Source organism: Chryseobacterium sp. PET-29 (assembly GCF_025736815.1).
Classification (GTDB): domain Bacteria; phylum Bacteroidota; class Bacteroidia; order Flavobacteriales; family Weeksellaceae; genus Chryseobacterium; species Chryseobacterium nepalense.
This window is the reverse complement of record NZ_CP107053.1, coordinates 1355500-1380069: the sequence shown is the minus strand read 5'-3', so window position 1 is coordinate 1380069 and position 24570 is coordinate 1355500. Positions and strand designations below refer to the sequence as shown.

Sequence of the window (24570 nt, the reverse complement as noted above, 5' to 3'; positions counted from 1 at the left end):
TATGAATAGAATTGTAGCCATACATTTATTAAACGACTATAGCGGAAGCCCGAAGGTATTAATGCAGCTTCTAAAAACCTGGACAGGAAAAAATATAGAAGTTCACTTATTTACTTCCGGCGGGAGTACAGGCTTTTTATCAGATTTGCCTAAAGTAGCCCGCCATCTGATTTGGTACCGGTTTTCTCAGAACCCGCTGATAAAAATCTGTAACTTTTTTATCAGTCAGCTTTTTCTTACGATTAAGCTTCTGTTATTCCTGAAAAGGGAAGATATTATCTACATTAATACCGTGCTTCCTTTTGGAGCAGCTATTGCGGGAAAATTACGGGGTTGCAGAATAATTTATCATATCCATGAAACTTCCGTAAAACCTAGAATTTTTAAAGATTTTCTGTTCGGAATCGCAAGATTAACGGCTTCAAAAGGGGTTTTTGTTTCAGATTATCTGATGAAAAAAGAACCGATTGTTCAAAATCAGGTACTTCTTTATAATGTTCTGGAGCGCGAATTTGCCGAAAAGGCAGATCAATCCCATGGTATTTACGGTAAAGAACCTATTATTTTAATGATCTGCTCTTTAAAGTCTTACAAAGGGGTAGATGAATTTGTAAAACTTGCAGAAATAAACAGGACGTATCTTTTTAAACTGGTGCTGAATGCTTCGCAGAAGGAGATCGATATTTATTTTAAAGGAAAAACTTTACCGGATCATCTTAAAATTTATCCAACCCAGACTGATACCCATTCTTTTTACCGGGAAGCAAGCATTATTGTTAACCTTTCCCGACCGGATGAATGGGTGGAAACTTTCGGATTAACGATTCTGGAAGGAATGCGCTACCGGCTTCCTGCAATAGTCCCGCCGGTGGGAGGAATCACAGAACTGGTAAACGAAAATAAAAACGGTTTTCTTATTAATTCTGCAGACGTATATGAGCTGTCCGGCAAAATCCATTATCTGATGTGTAATGAAGAAATTTACAAATCTTTCAGCGAATCGGCATATCAAAAAAGTCTGATGTTTTCAGAAGATTATTTTGAAGAAACCTGTGTGCAGATGATTTCCATTTAACGGTTGTTTTTCCGGAATCTGGAATGATGGTCATTTAATTTTTAATTTAAATATTTGAAAATCAGTTATTTGTAATTTAATTTGAATTTGGAATATCAATAGTATAGCTTTTATAAAAATATAATCGTATGAAAACTAAAGTAGCTATTATCGGAACTGTCGGACTTCCTGCCCGATACGGTGGATTTGAAACCCTTACGGAACATCTTGTAGAAGAACTTTCTGATACTTATGATTTTACGGTGTACTGTTCATCAAAAAAATACAGCAGGGAAGAAAGAAAAGAAAGCTGGAAAGGTAGCAGACTTAAATACATTCCTCTTGATGCAAACGGAATTCAGAGCATATTCTACGACAGCTGGTCTATCCTGCATGCATTGCGCGGCAGTGATGTGTTGCTCATTCTCGGAGTTGCTGGGGCATGGCTTCTGCCTTTTGTAAGAATGTTCACCAATAAAAAAATAATTATTTCTATTGACGGAATCGAATGGAAGAGAGATAAATGGCCGCTGGCTGCAAAACTATATTTGTGGTTTGCAGAAAATCTGGCCGTAAAATATTCCCATATTGATATTTCAGATAACGAGTCAATTCAGGATTATACGTCTTTACGGTATGAAACCATCAGCAGGGTTATTGAATATGGTGCAGATCATACAAGAGTAAATGCTGCTCCCTCAGAACAGGATTTTCTGACCTATCCTTTTTTATCAAAGCCATATGCAGTAAAAGTATGCCGGATAGAGCCCGAAAATAATGTTTTAACGATTTTAAAAGTTTTTAGTGAAAATCCTGAGCATCACCTTGTGTTAGTCGGTAATTGGGAAAACAGTCATTATGGAAAAGATCTGAAGCAAAAATTTTCTGTTTTTGAGAATATCAGTCTTCTTGATCCTATTTATGACCAGCATACATTAGATATGATCCGCGGGAATGCTTCTCTGTATATTCACGGGCATTCGGCTGGAGGAACCAATCCTTCTCTAGTAGAAGCGATGTTTTTGGGGCTACCTGTTATCTGCTATGGCGTTTCATATAACAGAACGACAACAGGCGACCAGGCCTTCTATTTTTCTGATGAGAAAGAGCTGGAAAACCTCCTTAAGACCCTTACGCAGGCTGATATTAAGAAATGCGCTTTGAGAATGAAAAAAATTGCGGAAAATAAATATGTATGGAACACTGTCGCCGAAAAGTACAGCCAGGTTATTCAGGAGAGTTTTTCGGTTACAGCAAAGAAAAATGTCTATCCTGAAATTTCAAGGCTGGATAAAAAAATGCTTGAAAAATATAATATCAGTCATCTGCAGAATATACAGTTATTTAACAATGCTAAAAGCAGGATTTAAAAATTAAACCATTATGAAAAATTTTACAGAACTTACCGTGTATGGGCTTCTTGCTTTTACCCTGTCGATCTGCATCATTCCGCTGATGACGATGGTTGCCCAAAAATTTAAATTAGTTGATGTTCCTAACGCCCGGAAGGTGCATCAGAAAGCCATTCCGCTTATTGGTGGCTTAGCGATAGGTATTATCGTGGCATTGCTTGGCGGATTAACCAGCATGAAGGATGTAGAGGAAATCTTACCGATAATCATTACTTCTTATATAATGCTTCTGGTGGGGACTATGGATGATAAAACAGATATCAAGGCAATCTATAAGTTAGGAATTCAGATTTGTATAAGTATTATTATTGCTTCTTCAGGAATAAGAATTACCTCTTTATACGGACTTTTCGGGATCTATGAAATTGACGTGCTTGCTCAATATATAATTACGGTGTTGGTGATTGCAGCTGCAGTGAATGCCTTTAACCTTATTGATGGTATAGACGGACTGGCAGGAAGCGTTGCCGGAATTGGCTTCATTTTGCTTTTAGCGATTGCCGTTATCGAAAAAAATTACGGTTTGATGAAACTGGTGATGTTATTTATAGGAGGTATTGCTGCTTTTCTCAGATATAATTTTTCAAAAAAGAATAAAGTTTTCCTGGGAAATTCGGGATCACTATTCTTAGGATATTTTCTGGTGTCAATAGGAATTTATATATCAAAATTTGATCATCCGGCGTCCGGTTTCCCTCATGGATTATTTTTCCTGTTATTTGTGTTTACCATCCCGATGATCGACTCCGTGAGAGTATATGCAGACCGGGTATTGCAGGGTAAATCACCTTTTAACGCAGATAAATCCCATATTCATCATTACCTTCTGCAGCTGGGAATATCACATAAAAAAATTACAATACTTTTTGTGATGATGAATATTTCCATATTTGCTGCACAATACATCTTTCTGAAAAGCTTTTCCATATATACCTTTCTGGTATCATTGATTGCTTTTGTGGCCATTTTTAAATGCATTAAAGTTCTTAATTTCTTTACCATATGGAAAACTAAAGTGAAAGAATTGGAAAATAATGCACAATGATGATTCTGGGTCTGGTTAATAATTTTTGTTTAGCTAAAGTTGTTTTTCATGTATAATTAGTTTTTGAAAATGCTCCGGAATTTTTCGGAGCATTTATTCATTTTAAAAGTTAACCCTGATGTCTGCAGGTTTTTTCATTCTTATGGTAATCTTTAAAGGATCATCTGTGATCTGATAATCTGCGTCTTCATAGATTTCATCATCTTTTCTTTCCTGTACTTTGATTTCATCAAATCCGATCTCTGCCTTGGAGATCTCGATCACGAAATCATTTGTATTTTCATCCTCTTTAAAATGTTCTTTTTTAAAATCAATAAACTGCATAATATTTTGTATTTGGTTTGTTTTACAGATGGAGCAAATTGTATGCAAATACGATCTTTATTAGGTTTTTAAATTTAATGAAGATAAGAAAAACCGATAAAATAATGTTTTTCCGAATGGTGCTGTAATCCATAATTAAGTCCGGCGTCGATTTTAAAATTTTTCATCACTTCCATCTGAAGGGCAGCATTAATGTAGTTTGAAAATTCATGTGCTTTAAAATCGTAAGTATAATAAGTTTCTGCAATTCCGTCAAGGTTTTTGGTCAGCGGATGACTTATGGTAAGAGTCTGCAAAATTTCCGTATGCATTTCGGGAAGGTCCTGGTCTTTCAGTCGGTCCACTTCTACCTGAAAACCTAAATTCCAGTCTCCTGCAAATTCATAAAGCATAGGTACGATCAATCCGTATTCAAACCGGCTTTCGTCATCATATTGTGAAGAAGGAATTTTAGCATACGGCAGTACTGCCATTACAAAATTGCCTTTATCGTTTCCTGTAATATTCTGTTTTATCCGTAAAGTAATATCACCAAAACCATGCGTTTTAGAAATATCCCCGGAGCTTTTTTCAGTTTCTTTTTGTATGCCGTAACTCTGAAAACCGACCTGTACAGCGGTTGATCCGGTAATTCCGATTTTTATATTACCCTGATTGATTAGTAAGGTTTTTGTTTTCGTAAGATCAGATTCTTCTCTTGTTAATCGTACGGCATCTGTTTCATATTGAATATGCCCGGCATCCACTGTGTAAGGTGATTCTGTGACATCCGGACGGTCGGTTTCCATTTCCCGCATCATTGATTTCGGAACGGGATTAAATAATGTATATTTTTTTTCATGTTCTTCCTGTGCACTGCAGGTGAAAGAAATTAAAAAAGCCGATAAAACCAATAAGGAGAAACTGTAATGATGAGTCATTGTTTTTTTTAATGACTATTGCAAATTGTATACTAATTTTCATCATAAAACTTATATGTGGTATTTAAAATTAAATTTATCTGCAGGCATAATAGCCAATCAAGAAATTCCATCTTGTAAATTGTTTTCAAAGCAATTACTTTTGCATAGGCTGAATGCAAACTTTTTATTCTATGAATACATTTCCAGAACATCATCATATAGGTTTGGTTTCCTCATTTCCGGAATTGGTAAAAACACAATTTCGGGGGAATGTGAATGCTGTTTGCTGGGAAAGAAATCTGGAAGGCGATTTTCAGGAAATTGTATCAAAACTTAAACTGAAAGAGAATATTACAGAAGTTTTTATAGATGATCTTTTGGCACTTGATCTGTCTGAAAAAGGGAATACAGCAAGAGAAACCATCATAAAGGATATGCAGATGCTGTCGGATTTTGGAGCAGCACCGTCCCTTAATTTATTGAAAAAGTATGAGCGTGATAATGAATTTGATTTTATATCCACCGATGTTTATTCCTATCATGCAGACCGCTCCCCAATAGAGACTTCTACTTTTTTATGTACATACTACGGAGCAGCAAGCGAACTTATCCCGAATGATCAATGCACGCAGAAAATTCTCATTCCTGAAATAAGAGAATCCCTTAAAAAATTGTACGAAGGCTCCGATGAAGAGTTTGAAAATTTTCTGAAAGACAACTTTTTTGACCTTCATTATGCGGCAAATGAAGATGCGAAACCGGTTAATTTAGGAAAGGGTAACCTATGGAGACTTGCAGTAGATCATCCCGGACAAAATGTTTTACCCTGCATTCATCGGGCCCCGCAGGAAAATCCGGGAGAATACCGTCTTCTGTTAATTTGTTAGTAGGCACTACTTTGTAATTTTATACTTTTGTTTCAGAATCCCTTTTTATTTGACGGGACAACATATTAAAACGTTGGGATTAAATTGATATTAAAAAAGTTTGTCAATCACTTTTCTCGTCTGCTCCATCGCTACGCCAAATACTAGATGTGACCCGAATTCCCATACCCACCAGGATGTTGGCATTTCGGAAACTTTTCCCTGTAGATTAAGAGCCGGAACGGTAGAACCGTGGGTTAATGCCCAAACTGCTGTTCCTGCTGCAATACCTTCACCTGCTGTGAATTTTTTTCTTTTATCTGTCAGAAAAATATAGCTTACTCCAATCAATGCTCCTAACGTGTAATGGATGATTTTCATGGATTTCATTGTGCTATTATATGAAAGTTCTTTTCCTGTTATCTCAGAATATACTTTTTTAGCCAAAACCGCCGGCGGCATATTTTCCGCCTGATGGGTTACATCTGCACCACGCAACTTCAGTTCATCTTTTTTGGGCGGAAATTTTTTTTCTCCTATTTTCTGAAGTGGTGGTTCTGCAAGAGATTTGACATAAGAAGCAATCAGTCCTACAGCAACTCCTTTTATTAATATTTTTGTAATGGTATTCATTTTTATAATGTAAGATTGTTATTTGGGCAGATTTTCGGGCGGCCGTTTTCAACGGCCGCCCTAAAAATCTTATATTCAAAAAAACCAAATTATTTCTTCAGAACAGACATTAATTTTTCTGCAACACCTTCTGAGGAAGCCGGATTTTGTCCGGTAATCAGCAATCCGTCCTGCACAACATGTACGCCCCAGTCGTCTGTTCTGGTATAGTGTCCGCCTGATTTTTTAAGTTCATCTTCAACAAGGAAAGGCACAATCTCTGTAAGCTGAACAGCCTCCTCTTCACTATTTGAAAAACCGGTAACATTTTTATCTTTAACAAAAGGATTACCGTTTTCGAGAACGATATCTTTAAAAACTCCAGGAGCATGACAAACCGCTGCTACTGGCTTCTCATTATTGTAAAAATCAAGGATCAATTGCTGAGAATCTTTGTCAAAAGCAAGATCCCAAAGCGGACCGTGGCCTCCCGGATAAAAAACAGCATCAAAATCAGCTGCTTTCTGATCGCTCAGTTTTTTGGTATTGGCAATGATATTTTTTACTTCTTCATCCTGATAATAACGTTTTGTTGCAGTGGTCTGCGCATCAGGATCTTCACTTTTCGGATCAATAGGAGCCTGTCCGCCTTTTGGGGTTGCTACGGTAATATCAAATCCCGCATCTTTCAGTAGATAATAAGGTGCTGCAAATTCTTCTACCCAGAATCCTGTTTTTTTTCCTGTATTTCCCAACTCATCATGGGAGGTTACTACGAATAGTATTTTCATTGTATTTATTTTATGGTTGATTTTTTAATAGATTTAGGTTGAAAAGTGTACTGTTTTTCAATAGAATGGCAAGTTTTATCAATAGAAAATCCTGCCTTTTCTTAAGGTACTTTTCACACCATATTCGGGTACTACTATACAACTTTATTGCCAATCAGGATCAAAATCAAATAAAATGTGGTATGTAATGAATAGATTAAAAAGAAGGAAATATTTCTTTGATCTATTGACTTTTCATCAGAAGCTCGATCATGAGGATAATAGAAATAAATTTCTTAGAAGACTGATATTTGGGATTCAGCTGTTCCCGGATTTCACCCAGCGCATTGCTCAGCTTGTTGCTGACGGTTTTATTGCTCAAGCCTAATGTTTCAGCAGTTTCATCTACCGACATATTTTTGCGAATTCTCATGTCATATACCTTTTGCTCAGTGGCAGGAAGTGTTGAAACAACTTCGTCAATCATTGCAAAAAGATCGGTAATTTCATATTCGTCAAGAATTTCAAAATATTCTGTATCAGTAAGGTGTACAAAATTTTCAGATTCGTCAATGCTTACGGTAGCCCATTCTTTTTTATGGCTGTTGAAATAATCAATCACCCGGTAATGAAGATGCTTCAGGAAATACCCTTTTGCACTTTCGTTTCCGTCGGTCTGGATGCTTTCTGCATCTTCCAGAACTTTTATCCATAGATTCTGAAGTAATTCTTCTGCCAATTCCTTGTCTTTGGTTCGTGCAAAAACAAAACGGTACAAATCATCCCAATACCTTTCATAGAGTATCATAAAAGCCGGCCGGTCGCCTGTTTTTATTTTTTTCAATAAGATGTGATCCGTCTGATTCATTGATGCAAAATTACCTAAACGAAAATTAACTTTTTGTGAACTTTGGGGAATGTAATATTAATTATTTCTGAAAATGAGACATGAATAATGGAATGAATTTTTATAAATGATTAAAAAATACCGCAAATTGTTAACAAGTCGATGCTAATATAAATACAATGTTAAATCCTTGCTGGGGAAGTTTTTCATTTTTGCTGTTTTATAGATGTAACGGCAAACGTTGATCAGGCATTTATGAAAAACCTACAGTATAAAGAAATTCAGGCATTCGTTTTCAGACTTTGGGAAAGGGAGGTTACTGAAGAAAAAATTTCAGAAAAAGAAAAACAACTTTTAGGGCAATGGAAAACCGGTGTGGAAAAAAATCTGGATGAACACTATATGAAAGAATCAAGAGAAAGAGTTCTGTTTTCTTTGGAACCTTATTTTGCATCAAGACATATTTCACATCATTCGAATACGTTTAAAAAACATTTTTTCCGGATAGCGGCTGCAATCATATTGCTTTTTACGGTAGGTGGTTTTTTCATCTATCATTCGTTCTTTAAGGTGGACAAATATTATGCAGAATCTGCCAATAGAAAAATAATATTGGCAGACGGTTCAGTTGTCATATTGCTTCCCGGTTCGCAGCTTACGGTAGAAAAGTCTTTTCCACAGGATACCCGGATTGTTGATCTGAAAGGTAACGCTGTTTTCACGGTGGCAAAATCAAAAAAACATCCGTTCATTGTACATGCTGAAGGTTTCAGTACAAAAGTATTGGGAACTGTTTTTAAAATTACACAAAACGGAAACAGTAAAACAGTAGATCTTTATGAAGGAAAAGTTGCCGTTTCTTACGCGGGTGCTCCGGTCGCTTTTCTGAAGCCTCATCAGAAATGGACGAATTTCGGGATTTCACGGACTGCAGCTGTAATTTCTTATGAGAAAGAAAAAACAACTCATAAAATATTTCCGTCTTTATTATCATTAAGCTTTAATGATGTTATGATGAAGGAAGTAGCGGAAGTTCTTCAGAAAAACTACGGTATCAGTATCATTTATCCTAAAGAATTTGCAGAAAAGAAAATAACCGCCGATTTCACAGGTGGTAGTACTGACGAAAATATTGAAGCACTTGCTTTCATACTTGGACTTGAAGTACAAAAAGAAAATCAGACCTACATTCTTAAATAATACCAATTAAACTAATAATCAGATCAATATAATAAAGTAAACACTAGAAATGAAAAGTTTGAAATGTAGTTTTACCATTGCGGCCATATTTTTTTCGATAGCGGCAGAGGCGCAGGAATTGTCACAGAAAGTGTCGTTTACGGCTCCGGCAGGAAGGTCTTTGATCGAAGTGCTGGAAGAATTTGCAGGTAAAACAGGAATGAGATTGGCTTATTCAAAGACAGATATTAAAGATGTAAAAATAAAAAAAATACAGTGTGAAAATATTCCTGTTCATCGCTGTCTGGACGATTTAACCACCGGGCTTCCTGTCGTATATCGGCTTCGTGGAGATCTTATTTCGGTTAAATATAATGCATCTGAAGTTTCCGTATCGGGAAACGGAAGAATATCCGGAAAAATAGTGGATGAAGTCGGGAATCCGGTTGCAGGTGCAGAAATCAGTATTGCAGGCAGAAGAACCGTAACCGATAACAACGGAGATTTTGTGATAGAACTTCCTTCAGGAATCTATACGTTAACGGTAAAGTCTCCCAAATACAACTCTTTACGTGTAGAAAAACTGCAGGTAAAAGATAATACAACCAATACCGTTTCTTTTGCCATGCGGCAGGTTTCGGATAAAGTTTCAGATATAAAAGAAGTGGTGATCACGGCGACAAAAAAAGCAGATACACAGGCCGGATTATTAACGCAGCAAAAAAAAGCTGCTCAGATGAGTGATGGAATCTCGGCAGAACAGATTTCAAAAACACCGGATAATGATTTGGGTGCAACTCTGAAAAGAGTAACGGGCGTCACTACTATCGATAATAAATATGTGGTAGTACGATCCATGGGCGAGCGCTGGAATACCGCTGCGATGGATGGAATCAACCTTCCAAGTACGGAAGCCTATAACCAGAATTTTTCCTTTGATATTATTCCGAATTCTATGGTGGAAAGTGTTGTGATCAGTAAAACCGCAACACCCGATATGAATGCAAGTTTTGCCGGAGGATTTGTAGAAGTAAAAACAAAGGACATTCCTAATGAAAATTTTACAACTGTGACACTGGGAACTTCTTATAATGATATCGCAACTTTTAAAGAATTTCTTACCCGGAAAAGAGGGAAATATGATTACTTCGGCTATGACGATGGAACAAGAGATTTTCCTCTAGACCTTGTGTACACAGATTGGAATAATCCGTTGTTTTTTGAACAGTCAAAGCGTTTTGTTAATGATAATTTTACCAATTATAAGACGAAGGCAGATCTGAATTCCAATATGCAATTAGCATTGGGAAGAAGCTTTAAATTGAAAAATGATAATAAATGGGGACTTGCCGGCGCACTGACTATTCGGAACGAACAAAATAAACTAGATATAGATCACACCGGAAGGGGAGGATGGCTGGATAATGCAGGACTTATCAACAACTGGCAGGAATTGGGAGTGGCACCAGTGAAGTTTTTTAATTTTAAAAATAAAGGAGCATCTTACAGTTACAATTCCACCATTGGAGCGATGCTGAATTTCGGATTGCAGCTGGGAAAGAACAGGTTATCCTTCCGTAACTCATATACGCATATTTACGATCAGACCCTTACAAGAATTACGGGATGGAACGAGTATACCGGTGGTACCGGCCAGCCGGCAATGGCAGAAGGTTCATACAATTATTTTTATAATGGGATCATCCCTGATAACGATCCTTCTCAGCTTGCTGCCCTGGATCGTCCTTATACGGATAATACGGATTATCCTGTTTATCAGACCTTACTGCAGAATAAGCTGGAGGGAAACCACAAGATAAAAGAGTTGGAAATCAACTGGTTTGCTGCAAGAACAGGTGTAATTTCAGATACTAAAGATTATACGCAGTACCAGACTTTTTATGATTTTGTGGGAAGTGAAATTTTAACCTACCATCAGATTTATAATTCAGGGAATAATTTTTCAAGAGGATATATCGGAAATAAAGAAACCGATTATAATTTCGGAGCTTCGGCAAAATGGAAAATGAATGCCGGAAACTTTAAAACCGATATCAAAATAGGGTATGCCGGCGCTCTGAAAAGCAATACCAACGAGCAGCAGAAATTTTTCCTGAAAGTGGATGAAAACCGTGATGTTCCCAATAGTGAAAAAAATTACCTGAAAATGTACGGTCTGCTTTCAAACTGGTTTGATGGTTCACACTATACGCAGGGAGGCATCGGGTGGCAGACCAAACCGCTTTACAAAAGTGATACATATGAAGGAGAGGTAGATCAGCATGCACCCTACATCATGTTTGATAACCGCTGGAAAAACAAATTGAGACTGGTTTGGGGAGTTCGCGCCGAATATTTTAAATATACACTTATCTCTCAGCAGCTGGATGCAGATGATCCTAGAAACGTAACCAAAGGATCTATTGAAGAAAAGCCGTGGCAATGGATGCCTTCTGCCAACTTCACGTACAGCCCTTCCAGTAAAATTAATGTGAGGCTTGCGTATAACAGATCGGTAATCCGACCACAATTTAATGAAAGAACCGGTCTGCCTTATTTTGATCCTGTTGCCAATGGGTTGATTTACAATACGGAAATGACCTCTTCCGTAATCAATAATTATGATTTCAAATTTGAATGGTTTCATAATTTGGGCGAAATTATTTCAGCAGGTCTATACTACAAAAATATCGATCGGCCAATAGAACGTGAAGGTTTTATTTCTAATGAAGGAAATCTTTTTTTATACAATGGAAATTCAAAAAATGCAAAACTGAAAGGATTTGAAGTGGAGGTAAAGAAAAGTTTGGGTTTTATACAAGAGAGCTTTTTTCTGCAGCATCTTTTTATCAGCGGAAACTTTACCTATAACACGACGAAGGTAATCGCTTTTAAAGACCGTTACAAAACTGAAGATACCGATGAGACTTATGAAGTGGAACGGCCGCTGTATGGACAGACACCCTATGCTTACAATCTTGGACTTTTATATGACGGAGAGCGCCTTGGAGTGAACTTCCTGTACAATGCCAAAGGAGACCAGTACATCACTGTAGGATATGCTTACATCGGGGAAGAGATCCAGAGGCCTTATGCAGTGGCCGATGCACAGATTTCTTACAAATTGTTAAGGAATAAAAACTTAGAAGTAAAATTTAATGTCAGAAACCTGTTTAACAGGGTAAAAGAATTTTACAACAATTTCAATTCCTATTCAGTCTTTAAAGGATCCGGAACGGATTATCAGACGCAGAGAGAAGCGCTTGAGCTTCTACCCGGAGCTACCGATAAATATGATAAAGATATAGACAGGATATTGTTCAGAGCTTATAACGGAAGAACTTTCGGGTTAAGCGTGAATTATACTTTCTAAATAAATGAATATTCAGTAAAGAGCTCATTGCAATGTTACAGGTCTTATCCTGATGATTTGAATCAATATAATACTGATGATGCGCGCCACAGTATTGATTCGGAAAAAGCTGATACCTTCCCGAATATCAGCAATGAAAAATAGGGGACTCTTCATTATAGCTCCTCATGTAATGTTGGGTAAAAATAACCAAATCGCAGAAATACAGAGGCGGGTATTTCTAAATATTTAAAAACATCAGGTCTGGAAAAACTTAGATAAAAGGCTTGATCATTCAAAAACTTTAACAATGAGAAAATTAACTTTAATCGCAGTTACAGCTTTATCTCTTACAGCTTGTCAGCATGAAACTTTAGCAGATGCTACGACACCGTTCGAAATGCAGTCTGCTTCTGCAGAATATTTAACAGCTTCTTCACTTCCTGTTACCACAGTAAGCGGAGCCATTACATCAAATACTACATGGAGCGGAGTTGTTGAGCTTGATGGTATTGTAACCGTGAAAAACGGAGCGGTACTTACCATTCAGCCGGGAACATTTATTAAAGCAAAGCCAACTGCTGCCAATACGGCCACCGGAGTATTGGTAATTTCAAGAGGAAGCAGGCTTGATGCTCAGGGAACTTCTTCTCAGCCAATTGTTTTCACAAGCTACAACTTATTGGATGGAGACGAAAGCACAACCGCTAAGCCTGGAGATTTTGGAGGGGTAATCATGCTGGGAGCTGCACCTACCAACAAACCGACCACTACGGTAATCGAAGGGTTATCCGGAGCAGATTACCAGTACGGAGGCTCTAATGCTTCAGACAACAGCGGAATTCTGAAGTACGCCCGTATCGAATTTGCAGGGTACGATCTTCTTGCTCCTAATTCAGGAAACGAAATCAACGGATTAACTTTAGGAGGAGTTGGAAGCGGTACTACTTTGGATCACATCCAGGTTGCTTACGGTAGAGACGATTCTTTCGAATTCTTCGGAGGTACTGTAAATGCATCAAATCTTATTTCTTTTGCATCGGATGATGATAACTTCGATTTCGATTTCGGATACAGCGGAACAATTGACTGTGCTCTGGCATTGGCAGATCAAAATTCTACGCACAGTCTTAGTGGTTCTAATCCTGATTCTAATGGTATTGAGCTTGATAACGACGGAACTGGTTCTTCTGCTTCACCATTTACGCATCCGGTAATCAACAATCTTACGATTGTAGGAGCGGGTACTTCTTCATTCGGAGCTTTGTATGAAAATGCAATTCACGTGAGAAGAAATGGAAAATTAACATTAAACAATGCTACGGTAACGGGCTATCCTGTTGGGGTACTATTGGAAACGGTAAGCGGTGCTCCTGTGAACCTTTCTGATCTTAATTTTACGAATGTACAGGCTTATGGGTATACTTTCAATTTTGCTTCATTAGTAGGATCTACAAAGTCTGCACTTACTGTTTCCGGAGGTACGGCAACCACACTTAACGGAGGTATGCCTCAGCCGTTCTTCAACTCAGGTACTGTTGATCTTGGATCAAGAAACTGCGGAAATTTCTTTGCTTCCTGGACTAAATATGATTTCTCAATCGTAGAATAACTTTCAATGCAGGAAATAGTGGAGATGCTGCTGTTTCCTGCTTTTTTAATCTGATAAATATTTTCATAATGAAAAAAACAATTTTATTTTCTATTCTGCTTCTGCCGCTGATGGCTTATTCTCAGATTCCTGTATGGGTAAATTCTTTTGATACCCCTGATGATCTTCAGGGATGGACGTTTTTTAACGGAAATGGAAACAGCAACCAATGGCAGCAGGGAAATAATATTTACTACAACGGAACGGCTCTTACATATGGTGCTTCAGGGGTTTTAAGATATTCCATTAATCTTGTGCCTACTGGTACAGCTGCCAATTTTTCTACGGAGAATGACTGGATTATTTCGCCTGAAATCGATTTAACAGGAGCTTCAGGAACGATCACTCTTGCAGCCTATATCAGCAGACAGAGAACAACCCATACTATTGTAGGGAGAGATCTTTGGATTTTTACCAGCACCCCTCAGAAACCGGTTCCTACCGTTGCAGATTTCCAGGCAATGACGGTAGACGGAAACGGTAACACCATTACAAGCCCATATACCATTATCGCCGGAAATACGGCGAATCCGTGGCCTTCTACAGATTTAACACAGTCTGCGGAAAGTTTAGTGAACCTTTCAAGCTTTGCTGGAAAGAAAATTTATATCGGTTTCTGGTCAAATAGAATTACTTCAGGACTGAACGTTCAGAATATCAATATTGATGAGATAGGAATTTATGCATCCTCATTTGTTCTTGGGACAAAAGAATCAGCAGCACAAAAAACACTTACGAAAGTAAAGGAAAATCCTGTTTCCGAATTTTTGCAGCTTAAGCTTAATCCGGTATTGAATGAAAATTCGGTTGTGGTAAGCGTTTACAATATGTCAGGACAAAAAGTTTTGATGTCAAAGTATTCAAAAAACATTAATGTTACAGCTTTATCTTCAGGAACATATGTGGCAGAAGTATCCGATGGTAAAATAGCGGAAAGACTGAAGTTTATTAAAAAATAAAAGATTCCTTTACAAGGAAACCATGAAAACTCAAGTAAACATTTTCAATTAGATTTTAAAATTAGGTAATTGCCCGATGCCAGATCGGTTTTGGGCAGTTTTTTTAATGTTGATAATGACCCAATACTAATAAAATGAAAAACTTTTTAGCATTTTTAGCGTTCACCATATTTTTTTCATGCACCGACAACAGCACGTTGGAAACTTATGATAAAGATCAGATTCCTGCCGAAGTTACGGTGAAAGGATTTTCAAAACCGGATATTATTCAGATGAGGCTGAATGGCCAGCCCGTTTCCATCAATGGTGCCACATCTTATACGGATAAAATAGAAACCAAAATCAATTTTGTGCTTGATAACGGGGAAACCGACGAATTGGAAATTTACAACCATCAGACAGGAAGCAAGATTGTTGCATATTCTATTAATTATAATAATGCCAAGGGTTACAAAAATCTGTATTTCTTCAATCTTCCTGGAATTTTCCTGCAGACCTATGCCGTAAAACCACAGGTGAATTTGGGAAAAGTAGGCTTTGAGTTTATCTTTCCCAATCTTGGCGAATTTTCAGGATCTTCCCTTCAGAGTGTGAAAGGTGTCCTAAAAAGAGAAAATGGCGTCGTGCTTGCCGAATTTGACAACATTGGAAGAAGAGATTTTACCAGTGTAAAAATATATAACTATTTCAGTGCTACCGCTCCTGTCTATCTTGAATTGTATAAATCTGGAACTACGGAACCTTACACAGGAACTACTATTATAAAAGCAACCTTAAAACAGGATATTGGAGCCAATATGATTGTTCTTCAGGAAAAAATGGAAAATGGAGTATTGGTCATTAAAGGAGATATTGACGTAGCAGATTATTTATAAATAATTATTTATGAAAGATTTTTTTAAAATTCAGTTTTTGTGGGTAATGATGTTGTCAGCTTTCACGGTTTCTTGTAACCGGACGGATGATGACGTGCCGGACTTCCCGGAAGGAACTACGGAATATACCAACCGCTGGATTCAGGATAGCATGCGCCGGTATTATTACTGGGCAGATCAAATGCCTGCAAAACCGGACTATTATCTTTCTACAAAGGATTTTTTTAAAAGCTTATTATCATCCCAGGACCGCTTTTCTTTCATTGTTAATACTGCTGATCCCAATACATATCCGAAATCTGTACGGAACTTGTTCGGTTTCGATTACGCGATCCTGCAGTTGTCAGGAGGTGAAATAGTAACGGTAGTTAAACTGGTTTTAAAAAATTCTCCTGCTTCCAACTCAGGCCTGGAACGTGGAATGGTGATCAAAAAAATAAACGGACAAGCCATTACTGCTTCCAATGCGAAACAATTGACGGAATCCATTTCAAGCAAAACCGTTATTGATCTGACAGTCGGAAACTGGCAGAACGGATCTGTTATTAATGAAAAAAATGTAACGGTATATTACGGTTATTCTCTTGAACAGCCGCTACTCTCCAAAATTTTTGAGCAGAACGGTAAAAAAACCGGTTATCTTTACATGTATGATTTTCCGGATGGAATGACTTCCGCTCTGAACCAGAAGTTCAGTGAATTCAAATCATCAGGGATTCAGGAACTTATTTTAGATCTCCGCTACAATTACGGAGGTTCTGTTTCCTCTGCAGCAGCACTGTGTGCAATGATACCTTCAGGAATTTCAGCGAATTCCAAGTTCATTATCTATAAAGGTAATAAGAACGGTGGTGAACTCAGCAGAACCTTTTCCCAGCAAATGGCCTATGATCCCGGTGCACTATCTTTTGATGCTTTGCATGCCCATTCCTTAGGCTTAAACAGAGTGTATGTGCTGACTTCGGGAAGTACAGCATCCGCCGCTGAAATTGTAATCAATAATCTTAAGCCGTACATGGAAGTAATTCAGGTAGGAGAGGCTACTTTAGGAAAAGATATGGCCGGATTTATCATTGAGGATAAAAGAAAACCGAAAAAAATTACATGGCAGCTTCATCCTGTTATTTATAAAGTGTTCAATGCCAATGAAGAGGGTGGTTATATCAATGGTATAAGTCCGCAATTTGCTGTCAATGAATTTAATAATTTACCGTTAATGCCTTTAGGCGATCCTGCTGAAGCTTTACTTTCATCTGTTCTGAATAAAATCTATTCTAAGCAGGGAAATACGAATGCTGATGAAAATGAAATTAAAGTTTTATTTCAGAGTGACAGTCCGGCAGCGGGATTTTCAGGGTTAAATTTTAAATAAACAAAAATGCAGGGAATAGAGCCGAAAATCCATACCAGTCTCATCGAAAGAATGAAATATTATTCGGATCTCATCAAGAATTCGAAACATGAATCCTGTATCAATCCGGAAGATGCTCATCAGATGATGATCGAGCTGAATGAGCTGTATGAAGATTATTTAAGCAAGAAAAGAAACCTGGAAAAGAGTATAAAAAAATACCGGGAGTTCTATCAGGGACAACAAAAATTACTGACTCCCAGAATACGCCAGTTAAAAAGGACACGGAAATAATACTCATAAAAAGAGCTCACCGTTATGCGAGCTCATTGATTTATCATTAAATATTCTGAATTAAGAAACGATTTGGTCAGCAATTATCCCTGATTTTAAACAGGTTGCCACTCTTTTTCCCGCGGTATCACAAAAATCAAGACCCGAATAATCCGGATTGAGTCCTGCAATGTATGGCACGGTCATAATAAAAAGATTTTGTGTTGCCCTTCCGTAATAATCAAGTGCCTGGAAATAATCGTTTATATTCAGTCCATCCACACGAAGATAATAGTTTTCCGGTTCGATTTTCAGGATTTTTTTATTGCCTTCTTCAAACTGCATTTTCCCTGTACTTGTATCTTTAAACTTAAGATATCCGGAACTGATTAATCCTTCTTCACGAAGTGTTTCGAATGGAATATCATTGAATTGTACCGGCTGCTGTCCCACAGCATCAACATACATTCTGTAATGATCTGATTTTGCCTCTCCTGAATGATGATCGGTATAATGATATATTGCACCTTCTTCCTGATGGGGTTCTACATGGCTTTCATCATCTACGCTGACAAGACTGATGAGCCCCTGATTATATAAAGCAATAATTTCCCTGTATGAGGACTGTGGTAATGATGCAATAATCACCGAAATAAGAGGAAGCAGCGTTTTTTTCATCCTGATCATATCTTCTGCCGAAAAATGCTTGGCAGGATAATTAATCGCATAGCTGAATGCCGAAAGTGTTTCTTTCCAGGCGATGGTCTGGTGTCTTTCGATTGATTTTTGTGCTTCGTAATATTCTGCTTTAAACAGCTCGAAACTGTCCAGTTCCTCACGCAAAGCCAGCATTTTTTCTACAAACTGTTCAATGGTGAGGTCTTTAATTTCATTATAAAATTTTTCATTTTTTTTACGGAGCGGCTGCTTGAAATTGCGTTCAAATACATAATTTAAATCTACAAAACCTCCGTTTTTCTCTTTGTATTCATAAATTTCTTCCTGAGACATAATCCATCCCTCTGAAAAAGCACTTCCCTCAGAATGAAAACGAAGCGCAGGAAGATACCCTCTTTTTGAAAATAAGGTAAGGGAAAAATTACTGCTGTTTTCATGTAAAGTATAGGTCATCTCATTATCTTTTTCACTAAATGTTCCGTTAATTCTCGCAAGTGTTTTAATAGCATCAACCGCTGTGAGAGAAGTTCCGCGTATGGCAATCGGGTAATTGGTTGGCGAAGAAAATTTTGACGGCGGATAAGGAGAATCGTACCATCCGTTTTTATTTCCTTCAAATTTTTTAGGCCAGTGATGCCCGGTACAGATAATTGTTGCCGAGCACTCATAGATATCATCCCCACCTGTAATAATTTCAAAAAGATGATCTTTTTTGCGGATATCAATAACTGTCGTTTCGGTGAACACTTTTACTGTAACACCTTTTTTTCTGGCAGTATTCAGAAGTATTTTGAATTGTTCTTCCAGATAATCGCCTAATATTAACCTCGGGATCACTTTATATTCATTGATATTGCGATAATCTGAGAAATCAGGATGATGCGGATAAGGTTTTCTTTGGATAAATGATGAAAAAGTTTCGGGAAGCTCAGGAAGTTCATTGGCAGAAACATTAGCTACATGCTCTTTGGCTGCACCTTCTTGGCTGTAAGGCATTCCTGCGCCTATTCTCGTGTTTTTTTCAAAAATATATAATGTCTGGGGATATATATCTTCGGAGATCAGATGTTTGACAACAAATAATGCTGCCGGTCCGCCCCCGACAATTCCTATACTGTCGATTTTTTCCATATCTATACTTCTATTTTGCAGTAATTGATGCATCATTGAAAACCGGTTGTATAAATTTTTTTGAACCGGTTTATGATTGCAGTCATGATCTTACTCCAAAGCGTATGCCAGTACCTGGGTACCTAATAAAATGTGGTATATATAGAATTAAAAAATGATTCTGATCATCTAGATCATCTTTGAAAATTCTTCGGCGAAAAGTTTTACCTGAAGTGGCCGTTTCTTTTGATCCACTTCCAGTCTGTTGTAAAATCCGGTTTTTACAATAACCATTTTTTTTTCAGGAATCATAATGATAAACTGGCCTAAAAAGCCGTAGAAAAACCGGTATTGTAAAGAATCTTCATCATCTGCCCAGATGGTAAAGCCAAATGCGTCATTTATTTTCGTTGGTGTCAACATTCTTTTGCAGTATTCTTCGCTGATAATTTGTTTTCCTTTCCAGCTTCCATTCTGCATCACCAGCTGACCAATTTTAGCAAAATCTCTTGATCTGGCATGAATGCAGCAGAATGCTTTTTCTACACCTTTTTTATCAATGCTCCATTTTGCGGGAGATTCCATACCCAGAGGTTTCCATATTTTTTCAGAAAGATATGTGGCAAGATCTTTTTGTGTGGCTTTTCTTAACGCAAGACCAAGAAGCTGTGCAGCAACGCTTTGATATTCATAATGCTGACCCGGCAATTCTTTACATTCAGTTTCAAAAGCCTGTTGGGCAAGATCTTCAACAAAATATTGTTTTGAATTTTCAGAAAAAGGGTGGTGGTATTCTTCCTTCCAGTCCAGTCCGGCCTGCATGGTCATGAGATGGTATAAGGTAATATGCTTACCGTATTTATTGTTTTTATAGGATGGAAAAATTGATGAAAGAAGCTGATGTTCCGACTGAAGATAACCGTCGTCAATGGCACATCCCACCAATAATGAAAGAATACCTTTAGCCATTGAAAAAGAATTCATCAGGGATGAAGAATTGTGGTCTTTCCAATATTTTTCGTGAATGATTTCGTTATTTTGGATAACAATAAGAGATGAGGCTCTTGTTTTTTTCAGCTCTTTAAGAATAGTTTCCGGAATTGCAGCAGAATTGTACGATGTTGATTTTTGCCAGGGCTCGGGATTTTTATTCGGAATGCTTCTGGAAGAAAACTTTTCTGCATCATCGCTTGATGGCGTTATCGGACCTTTTTTGATATTCAGGGCAAACACTTTAAATATAAAATGGTAACCTGAAAGACAGATTACAGCAATAAATGCTGATATTACGGCGATGAATACAGACAGAAATTTTTTCATATTGATTTCAGATGAAGTCGGTTCAGATTGCTGTAATTATAGTGGATATCCTGATGATCCGGTTTTACAATTACAACACATCTGCTGATTTCATTCAAAGGCTGTGCCGACAATATTTTGGAATCTGAATATGATGTTTAAGAATTATTCAATATAGAAATTATAAAAAATCAGTCTTTTATAATTTTATCCACATGCGATTTAGCATATTGGAGTGCTTCTTCCGCATCCTGAAATAGAATTTTCATGGAGATCTGAAAACCGTTCATCATAAAATAAGTAACCTTACTTTCCGTATCAAAGCTTAAAAAGGTAACATGATCAGCGTTGATAATTAAAGGACCACCGGAAACTTTTGCACCGTCAATCGAGTTGGGTCTGCTTACTCCTATAATGCTTGAAGCTTTAATATAAATCAATCCTTCCTTCGTTGTTTTTATGGTATAAGACACCTTTATTTTTTTGCTAATGTATTAAAACATTGGAGAAAAAATAATAATTGTGGTATGTAAAGCAGGTTGATGAAATTGTAATGATTTATGATTACAATGTTAAAATTTCAGGATTTTTGAATTTTATTTTCTGTACGAAAGATTTTGGGAGATTTGTTGGTGGCAGACTTAAAATATTTTCCGAAATGTGAATTGTCGCTAAATCCGAGTTCATAAGAAATTTCAGTAACGGATAGATGAGTGTGGAGCAACAGCCTTTCTGCTTCCAGAATTACCCTGTTTTTTATAAGCTGTCCTGCACTTAGGGCAAGATGTTGCTTAATAAGCATGTTTAAATAATTAGGACTAAGATTTAATTTTTCTGCATAGGGGGCAGTTGTTTTCAGTTCTTTATAAAACTGATTGACAAGCTCTGAAAACCTGTCAACAATTTCTTTTTTATGATCGGCAGGCAGGCTGTGTTCTTTTATTATTTTAGAAGCTCTTATGCATCTCAATATGAATATCTTAAGCTGCATACAGATCATTTCTTTTGCAAACATCCGGTTTCTGCCGTATTCTTTTCTGATGATATAAAATTGCTGCCAGAACTCCGCTACAGATGATGCACCAAGATCTATCATCTGTGGCATTTCCGCCATTGCGGTGTCGCTTCTGATGAGCTTATTGCCGGTATAAACATGATTGTAAAAGGATTTTGTAAATAATATCACATAGCCTTCGGGAACCAATGAAGGATTAAAATAATATACCTGGTTGTAATTAAGGAAGAGCAGACTGTCTTTTTTCAATTCATACAAATGATCATCAATGATTACCGAACCTTTTGCTTCTTTAAACAGAAAAATAGAATAAAAACGGTTTCGCCAATGTTTATTAACGTTCATTTTATCAAATAACAAAGCAACAGGGAGAATCAGTACTTCATTTTTCAGATAATGCACTTTCTCCAGATGATACAATTGCAGTGTTTTGATATCCTGTTTCACAATGTATGCTTTTCCTTTATTGATTTAATACCGAAAGTTTAAAAATTAAACTTCTGCCTTTTCGGATTTTTTCTTCATTTTTAATGAATTGACTACCTTCTTGTCTACATAATCTGAATTCATAGCACGCAGTACAGCGAGATAGCTTACTCCGAAATTGATTTCATCGCCAACTTTTAAATCTTTTTTATCATCGGTGATATTCAGAATCATCATGTCTGAGCTTGCTCCCAACACTTCAATCCCTTCAGAGAGAGGATATACCTGCTTCACATCAATATCAAGAACGCCAAGATCTACAATGGCCCTTACAGAAGTCTTATCTCTGTCTTTTTCATCGTATTCCGGACTTTCACCGGTAAGATTTTTTCCCACTCTTCCGGTAGGAACCATGGGTTTTTTAATCATTTCAATTACTTCCGCCGTCAGGGTAAAAACATCCTTGTGCATTCCTTTAATGTAAGTATCATTAAAGACATCGGTTCCGAAGAAAAGACTTTCTCCAACCCGGAAATGATTGATTCCGTCCGGAACTTTGCCCTTGCTGATCAAAGGAATCGTTACGGATGAACCTGCACTGATGTATGGAATTTTCTTTTTAAAAATCTTCTCAGTGTTTCTTCTGTAATTCACAAGACGATTAAGTTTTTCCCGGTCCGGAAGAATCCCGTTAAGACATTTGAGGTTGGTTCCGATTCCTGAAACTTCAATATTGGGAAACTTTAAAACTTCCGCATAAAAATCAGGAAGAGAATCTGCCATAATACCTTCCCGAAGCTCACCCATCTCTATCATAATGACGATACGGTGAATTTTGTCTTGTTTGAAAGCTTCTTCTGAAAGTGCTTTTATGGTTTCAATTTCTGAATTGAAACTTACATCTGCATATTTTACAATACTTGCTGCAAGACGTTTTGCCGGAGGTTTTATGTAAACAGTTTTGGTTTCAGGGGAAAGTTCCTTGATTTTTTTCAGATTGCTGAGACGCGAATCACAGATATCCGTATCTATTACTGAAAGAAGACTCTTCAGGAAGATTTCGTTTCCGCAGAGAAGTTTGGCAACAACTGCCCATTCTATTTCATGCCTGTCAAAAAGATGATTTAAAAAATCATAATTCTGCGCAAGCTTTTCTGTATTTAGAGTGATATAAGACATATTATTTTTTTAATCGCATTTCAAGATATTTGCTTTTGAATCCAAGTTTTTCGTAAAGGTTACGGGCAGGATTTTCGCTTTCACAGTGAAGAGCGATATCTCCATCTGTGGTTTCAATAACTTTCTGCATGATATTTTTTCCAATTCCCAGTCCTCTGGATTCTTTGTCTGTAGCAATGTAAACCAGAATATTTTCGGGAATGTAACCGCTCATTCCGGTTTTATTGACAACACAGACTCCCTTCAGTTTTCCGGTCTGCTGATCCACCGCTGTGACAATTGTTCCGCCGGGTTTATTTTCAATACCTAAAGCATATTCTATAGCTTTTCTGATATCTTTCTTAGGATCTCCGTACTGGCCGAGGTGCTTGAAGAGAAATGCTGTTAATGCTGAAATTTCAGTTGTTTCTGTTAAATTTTTTGGGTTGTATATATTAATTGTTATCATCTTTATTATTATCCCGGAAAAGGCAGTGTAATGTCGTAACCCGCCGGTTCCGGATCCTGGGCAGGCATGTCATCATCTTTAAAAAACAACAACGGAACGGATGTGTTATTAATGATCTGCTTGAAAAAATTCTCAGAAAAGAATGATTTCCAGCTTTCTTCATCCTGATAATTTAGAATAATAAGATCAAATTCGGCATCTTTAGAAGCTTTGGATATTTCCACGGCTTTATCATTGCTCACAGTAAATGAAGTATAATGTTCCGTATCACTTCCTTTCAGAGATTCCCGTATATTTATAAAAGCTTTTCGGATGCTGGTAAAATTTTCATCTCCCGAAATTCCGAAAAGACTGATAAAACCTTTATTTTTTTCGGCTATAAGTTTTGAGATTTCCATTTTTTCTTTAAGTTTTTCAAGAACACGTACAGGAACCAGGATTCTCTCAAATTTGAATTGTCTGGAATCTTCCGGCATCATCAGAACCGAACAGTTTACTCCTTTAAGAATCTGATAAGAAGACGACCCAAGGATAAGCTCCCGCAATCCCTGTTTTCCGGATGTTCCGGTAATGACAATGTCTACAGATTCTTCCTCAACAATCTTATTGATGCTGTTGGTAATGGTCTCTGTCCCGATTCTTTTTAAAAAGGTAATGTCGTTATAGTTTTGCTGCAGAGAATTTTTAATCATTTCGAGACTGTTTTCTGCTTCAGCATATTGTTTAGTAACTGTATCTTCACCTACGATCTGCCTGCCTGTCCGGTCAATGATAAAAAAATTCATTACATTATGGAACAGGATGATTCTTGCATTATGTCTTTTTGCCATATGTACGGCAAGAATTGTTGCGCTATCTGTTTTTTGGGTAAAATCAATAGCAACTAAGATTGTTTTTATTTTGGTGTGTCTTTCCATATCAATTGTGATATAAGAGTGCAAAA

Annotated in this window: 23 protein-coding genes; 11 read left to right on the top strand and 12 right to left on the bottom strand. The window is 37.2% G+C overall.

Annotated features, from left to right (window positions below; translation table 11 throughout):
- Window position 1 precedes the first annotated feature (1 nt).
- The 3 genes from ODE14_RS06005 (at window position 2) to ODE14_RS05995 (ending at window position 3511) form a co-directional block, all read left to right on the top strand.
- Window positions 2-1075: a glycosyltransferase family 4 protein gene (locus ODE14_RS06005; RefSeq protein ID WP_263603350.1), complete on the top strand. Its 1074-nt coding sequence runs from the start codon at window positions 2-4 to the stop codon at window positions 1073-1075.
- A 128-nt stretch (window positions 1076-1203) separates the two neighbouring features.
- Window positions 1204-2424, top strand: coding sequence for a DUF1972 domain-containing protein (locus ODE14_RS06000; RefSeq protein WP_263603349.1), 1221 nt, complete (start codon window positions 1204-1206; stop codon window positions 2422-2424).
- A 13-nt stretch (window positions 2425-2437) separates the two neighbouring features.
- On the top strand, window positions 2438-3511 hold the full coding sequence (locus ODE14_RS05995; protein WP_263603348.1) for a glycosyltransferase family 4 protein: 1074 nt from the start codon (window positions 2438-2440) through the stop codon (window positions 3509-3511).
- Between the two features lie 102 nt (window positions 3512-3613).
- Here the strand turns inward: ODE14_RS05995 and ODE14_RS05990 are convergent, their stop codons facing one another.
- Together ODE14_RS05990 and ODE14_RS05985 are read right to left on the bottom strand one after the other, a co-directional pair.
- Complete coding sequence (locus ODE14_RS05990) at window positions 3614-3835, bottom strand: hypothetical protein (RefSeq protein WP_248392832.1); 222 nt, start codon at window positions 3833-3835, stop codon at window positions 3614-3616.
- 74 nt (window positions 3836-3909) lie between these two features.
- Window positions 3910-4755: a transporter gene (locus ODE14_RS05985; protein ID WP_263603347.1), complete on the bottom strand. Its 846-nt coding sequence runs from the start codon at window positions 4753-4755 to the stop codon at window positions 3910-3912.
- A gap of 173 nt (window positions 4756-4928) precedes the next feature.
- Between ODE14_RS05985 and ODE14_RS05980 the strand changes: the two genes are divergently transcribed.
- A complete protein-coding gene (locus ODE14_RS05980; protein WP_263603346.1) occupies window positions 4929-5624 on the top strand; it encodes a DUF1826 domain-containing protein in 696 nt (231 codons plus the stop codon).
- A 90-nt stretch (window positions 5625-5714) separates the two neighbouring features.
- Here ODE14_RS05980 and ODE14_RS05975 read toward each other — a convergent pair whose 3' ends face one another.
- From ODE14_RS05975 to ODE14_RS05965, 3 genes are all read right to left on the bottom strand, one after another.
- Window positions 5715-6236, bottom strand: a complete 522-nt coding sequence (locus ODE14_RS05975) for a DUF1440 domain-containing protein (RefSeq protein ID WP_263603345.1) — start codon at window positions 6234-6236, stop codon at window positions 5715-5717.
- An 89-nt stretch (window positions 6237-6325) separates the two neighbouring features.
- Entirely contained in the window at window positions 6326-7006 is a 681-nt protein-coding gene (locus tag ODE14_RS05970; protein WP_248392837.1) for a type 1 glutamine amidotransferase domain-containing protein, read from the bottom strand.
- Window positions 7007-7229: 223 nt separating this feature from the next.
- On the bottom strand, window positions 7230-7853 hold the full coding sequence (locus ODE14_RS05965) for an RNA polymerase sigma factor (RefSeq protein WP_263603344.1): 624 nt from the start codon (window positions 7851-7853) through the stop codon (window positions 7230-7232).
- Window positions 7854-8087: 234 nt separating this feature from the next.
- Between ODE14_RS05965 and ODE14_RS05960 the strand changes: the two genes are divergently transcribed.
- The 7 genes from ODE14_RS05960 (at window position 8088) to ODE14_RS05930 (ending at window position 17493) form a co-directional block, all read left to right on the top strand.
- Window positions 8088-9032 carry a FecR family protein gene (locus tag ODE14_RS05960; protein ID WP_263603343.1) on the top strand — a complete coding sequence of 315 codons (945 nt, stop codon included), beginning with the start codon at window positions 8088-8090 and terminating at the stop codon, window positions 9030-9032.
- 49 nt (window positions 9033-9081) lie between these two features.
- Window positions 9082-12384: a TonB-dependent receptor gene (locus ODE14_RS05955; protein WP_263603342.1), complete on the top strand. Its 3303-nt coding sequence runs from the start codon at window positions 9082-9084 to the stop codon at window positions 12382-12384.
- Window positions 12385-12673: 289 nt separating this feature from the next.
- Window positions 12674-13975 carry a hypothetical protein gene (locus tag ODE14_RS05950; RefSeq protein ID WP_248392841.1) on the top strand — a complete coding sequence of 434 codons (1302 nt, stop codon included), beginning with the start codon at window positions 12674-12676 and terminating at the stop codon, window positions 13973-13975.
- Between the two features lie 68 nt (window positions 13976-14043).
- Entirely contained in the window at window positions 14044-14973 is a 930-nt protein-coding gene (locus ODE14_RS05945) for a T9SS type A sorting domain-containing protein (protein ID WP_248392842.1), read from the top strand.
- A 134-nt stretch (window positions 14974-15107) separates the two neighbouring features.
- Complete coding sequence (locus ODE14_RS05940) at window positions 15108-15848, top strand: hypothetical protein (protein ID WP_263603341.1); 741 nt, start codon at window positions 15108-15110, stop codon at window positions 15846-15848.
- Between the two features lie 10 nt (window positions 15849-15858).
- The gene (locus tag ODE14_RS05935; protein ID WP_263603340.1) at window positions 15859-17220 is read left to right on the top strand and encodes a S41 family peptidase; all 1362 of its coding nucleotides are present in this window, start codon (window positions 15859-15861) and stop codon (window positions 17218-17220) included.
- A 6-nt stretch (window positions 17221-17226) separates the two neighbouring features.
- Window positions 17227-17493: a hypothetical protein gene (locus tag ODE14_RS05930; RefSeq protein WP_263603339.1), complete on the top strand. Its 267-nt coding sequence runs from the start codon at window positions 17227-17229 to the stop codon at window positions 17491-17493.
- A gap of 60 nt (window positions 17494-17553) precedes the next feature.
- On the opposite strand, the gene ODE14_RS05925 is transcribed toward ODE14_RS05930, so the two are convergent.
- The 7 genes from ODE14_RS05925 to ODE14_RS05895 form a co-directional block, all read right to left on the bottom strand.
- Entirely contained in the window at window positions 17554-19317 is a 1764-nt protein-coding gene (locus tag ODE14_RS05925; protein ID WP_263603338.1) for an FAD/NAD(P)-binding protein, read from the bottom strand.
- 132 nt (window positions 19318-19449) lie between these two features.
- Complete coding sequence (locus tag ODE14_RS05920) at window positions 19450-20580, bottom strand: serine hydrolase domain-containing protein (protein WP_263603337.1); 1131 nt, start codon at window positions 20578-20580, stop codon at window positions 19450-19452.
- A 170-nt stretch (window positions 20581-20750) separates the two neighbouring features.
- Window positions 20751-21032 carry a hypothetical protein gene (locus ODE14_RS05915; protein ID WP_248392858.1) on the bottom strand — a complete coding sequence of 94 codons (282 nt, stop codon included), beginning with the start codon at window positions 21030-21032 and terminating at the stop codon, window positions 20751-20753.
- Window positions 21033-21139: 107 nt separating this feature from the next.
- Window positions 21140-22021, bottom strand: coding sequence for a helix-turn-helix domain-containing protein (locus ODE14_RS05910; RefSeq protein WP_263603336.1), 882 nt, complete (start codon window positions 22019-22021; stop codon window positions 21140-21142).
- A 45-nt stretch (window positions 22022-22066) separates the two neighbouring features.
- Window positions 22067-23179 carry an alanine/ornithine racemase family PLP-dependent enzyme gene (locus tag ODE14_RS05905; RefSeq protein ID WP_263603335.1) on the bottom strand — a complete coding sequence of 371 codons (1113 nt, stop codon included), beginning with the start codon at window positions 23177-23179 and terminating at the stop codon, window positions 22067-22069.
- A gap of 1 nt (window position 23180) precedes the next feature.
- Window positions 23181-23627: a GNAT family N-acetyltransferase gene (locus ODE14_RS05900; RefSeq protein ID WP_263603334.1), complete on the bottom strand. Its 447-nt coding sequence runs from the start codon at window positions 23625-23627 to the stop codon at window positions 23181-23183.
- 8 nt (window positions 23628-23635) lie between these two features.
- On the bottom strand, window positions 23636-24544 hold the full coding sequence (locus tag ODE14_RS05895; protein WP_263603333.1) for a universal stress protein: 909 nt from the start codon (window positions 24542-24544) through the stop codon (window positions 23636-23638).
- Window positions 24545-24570 lie beyond the last annotated feature (26 nt).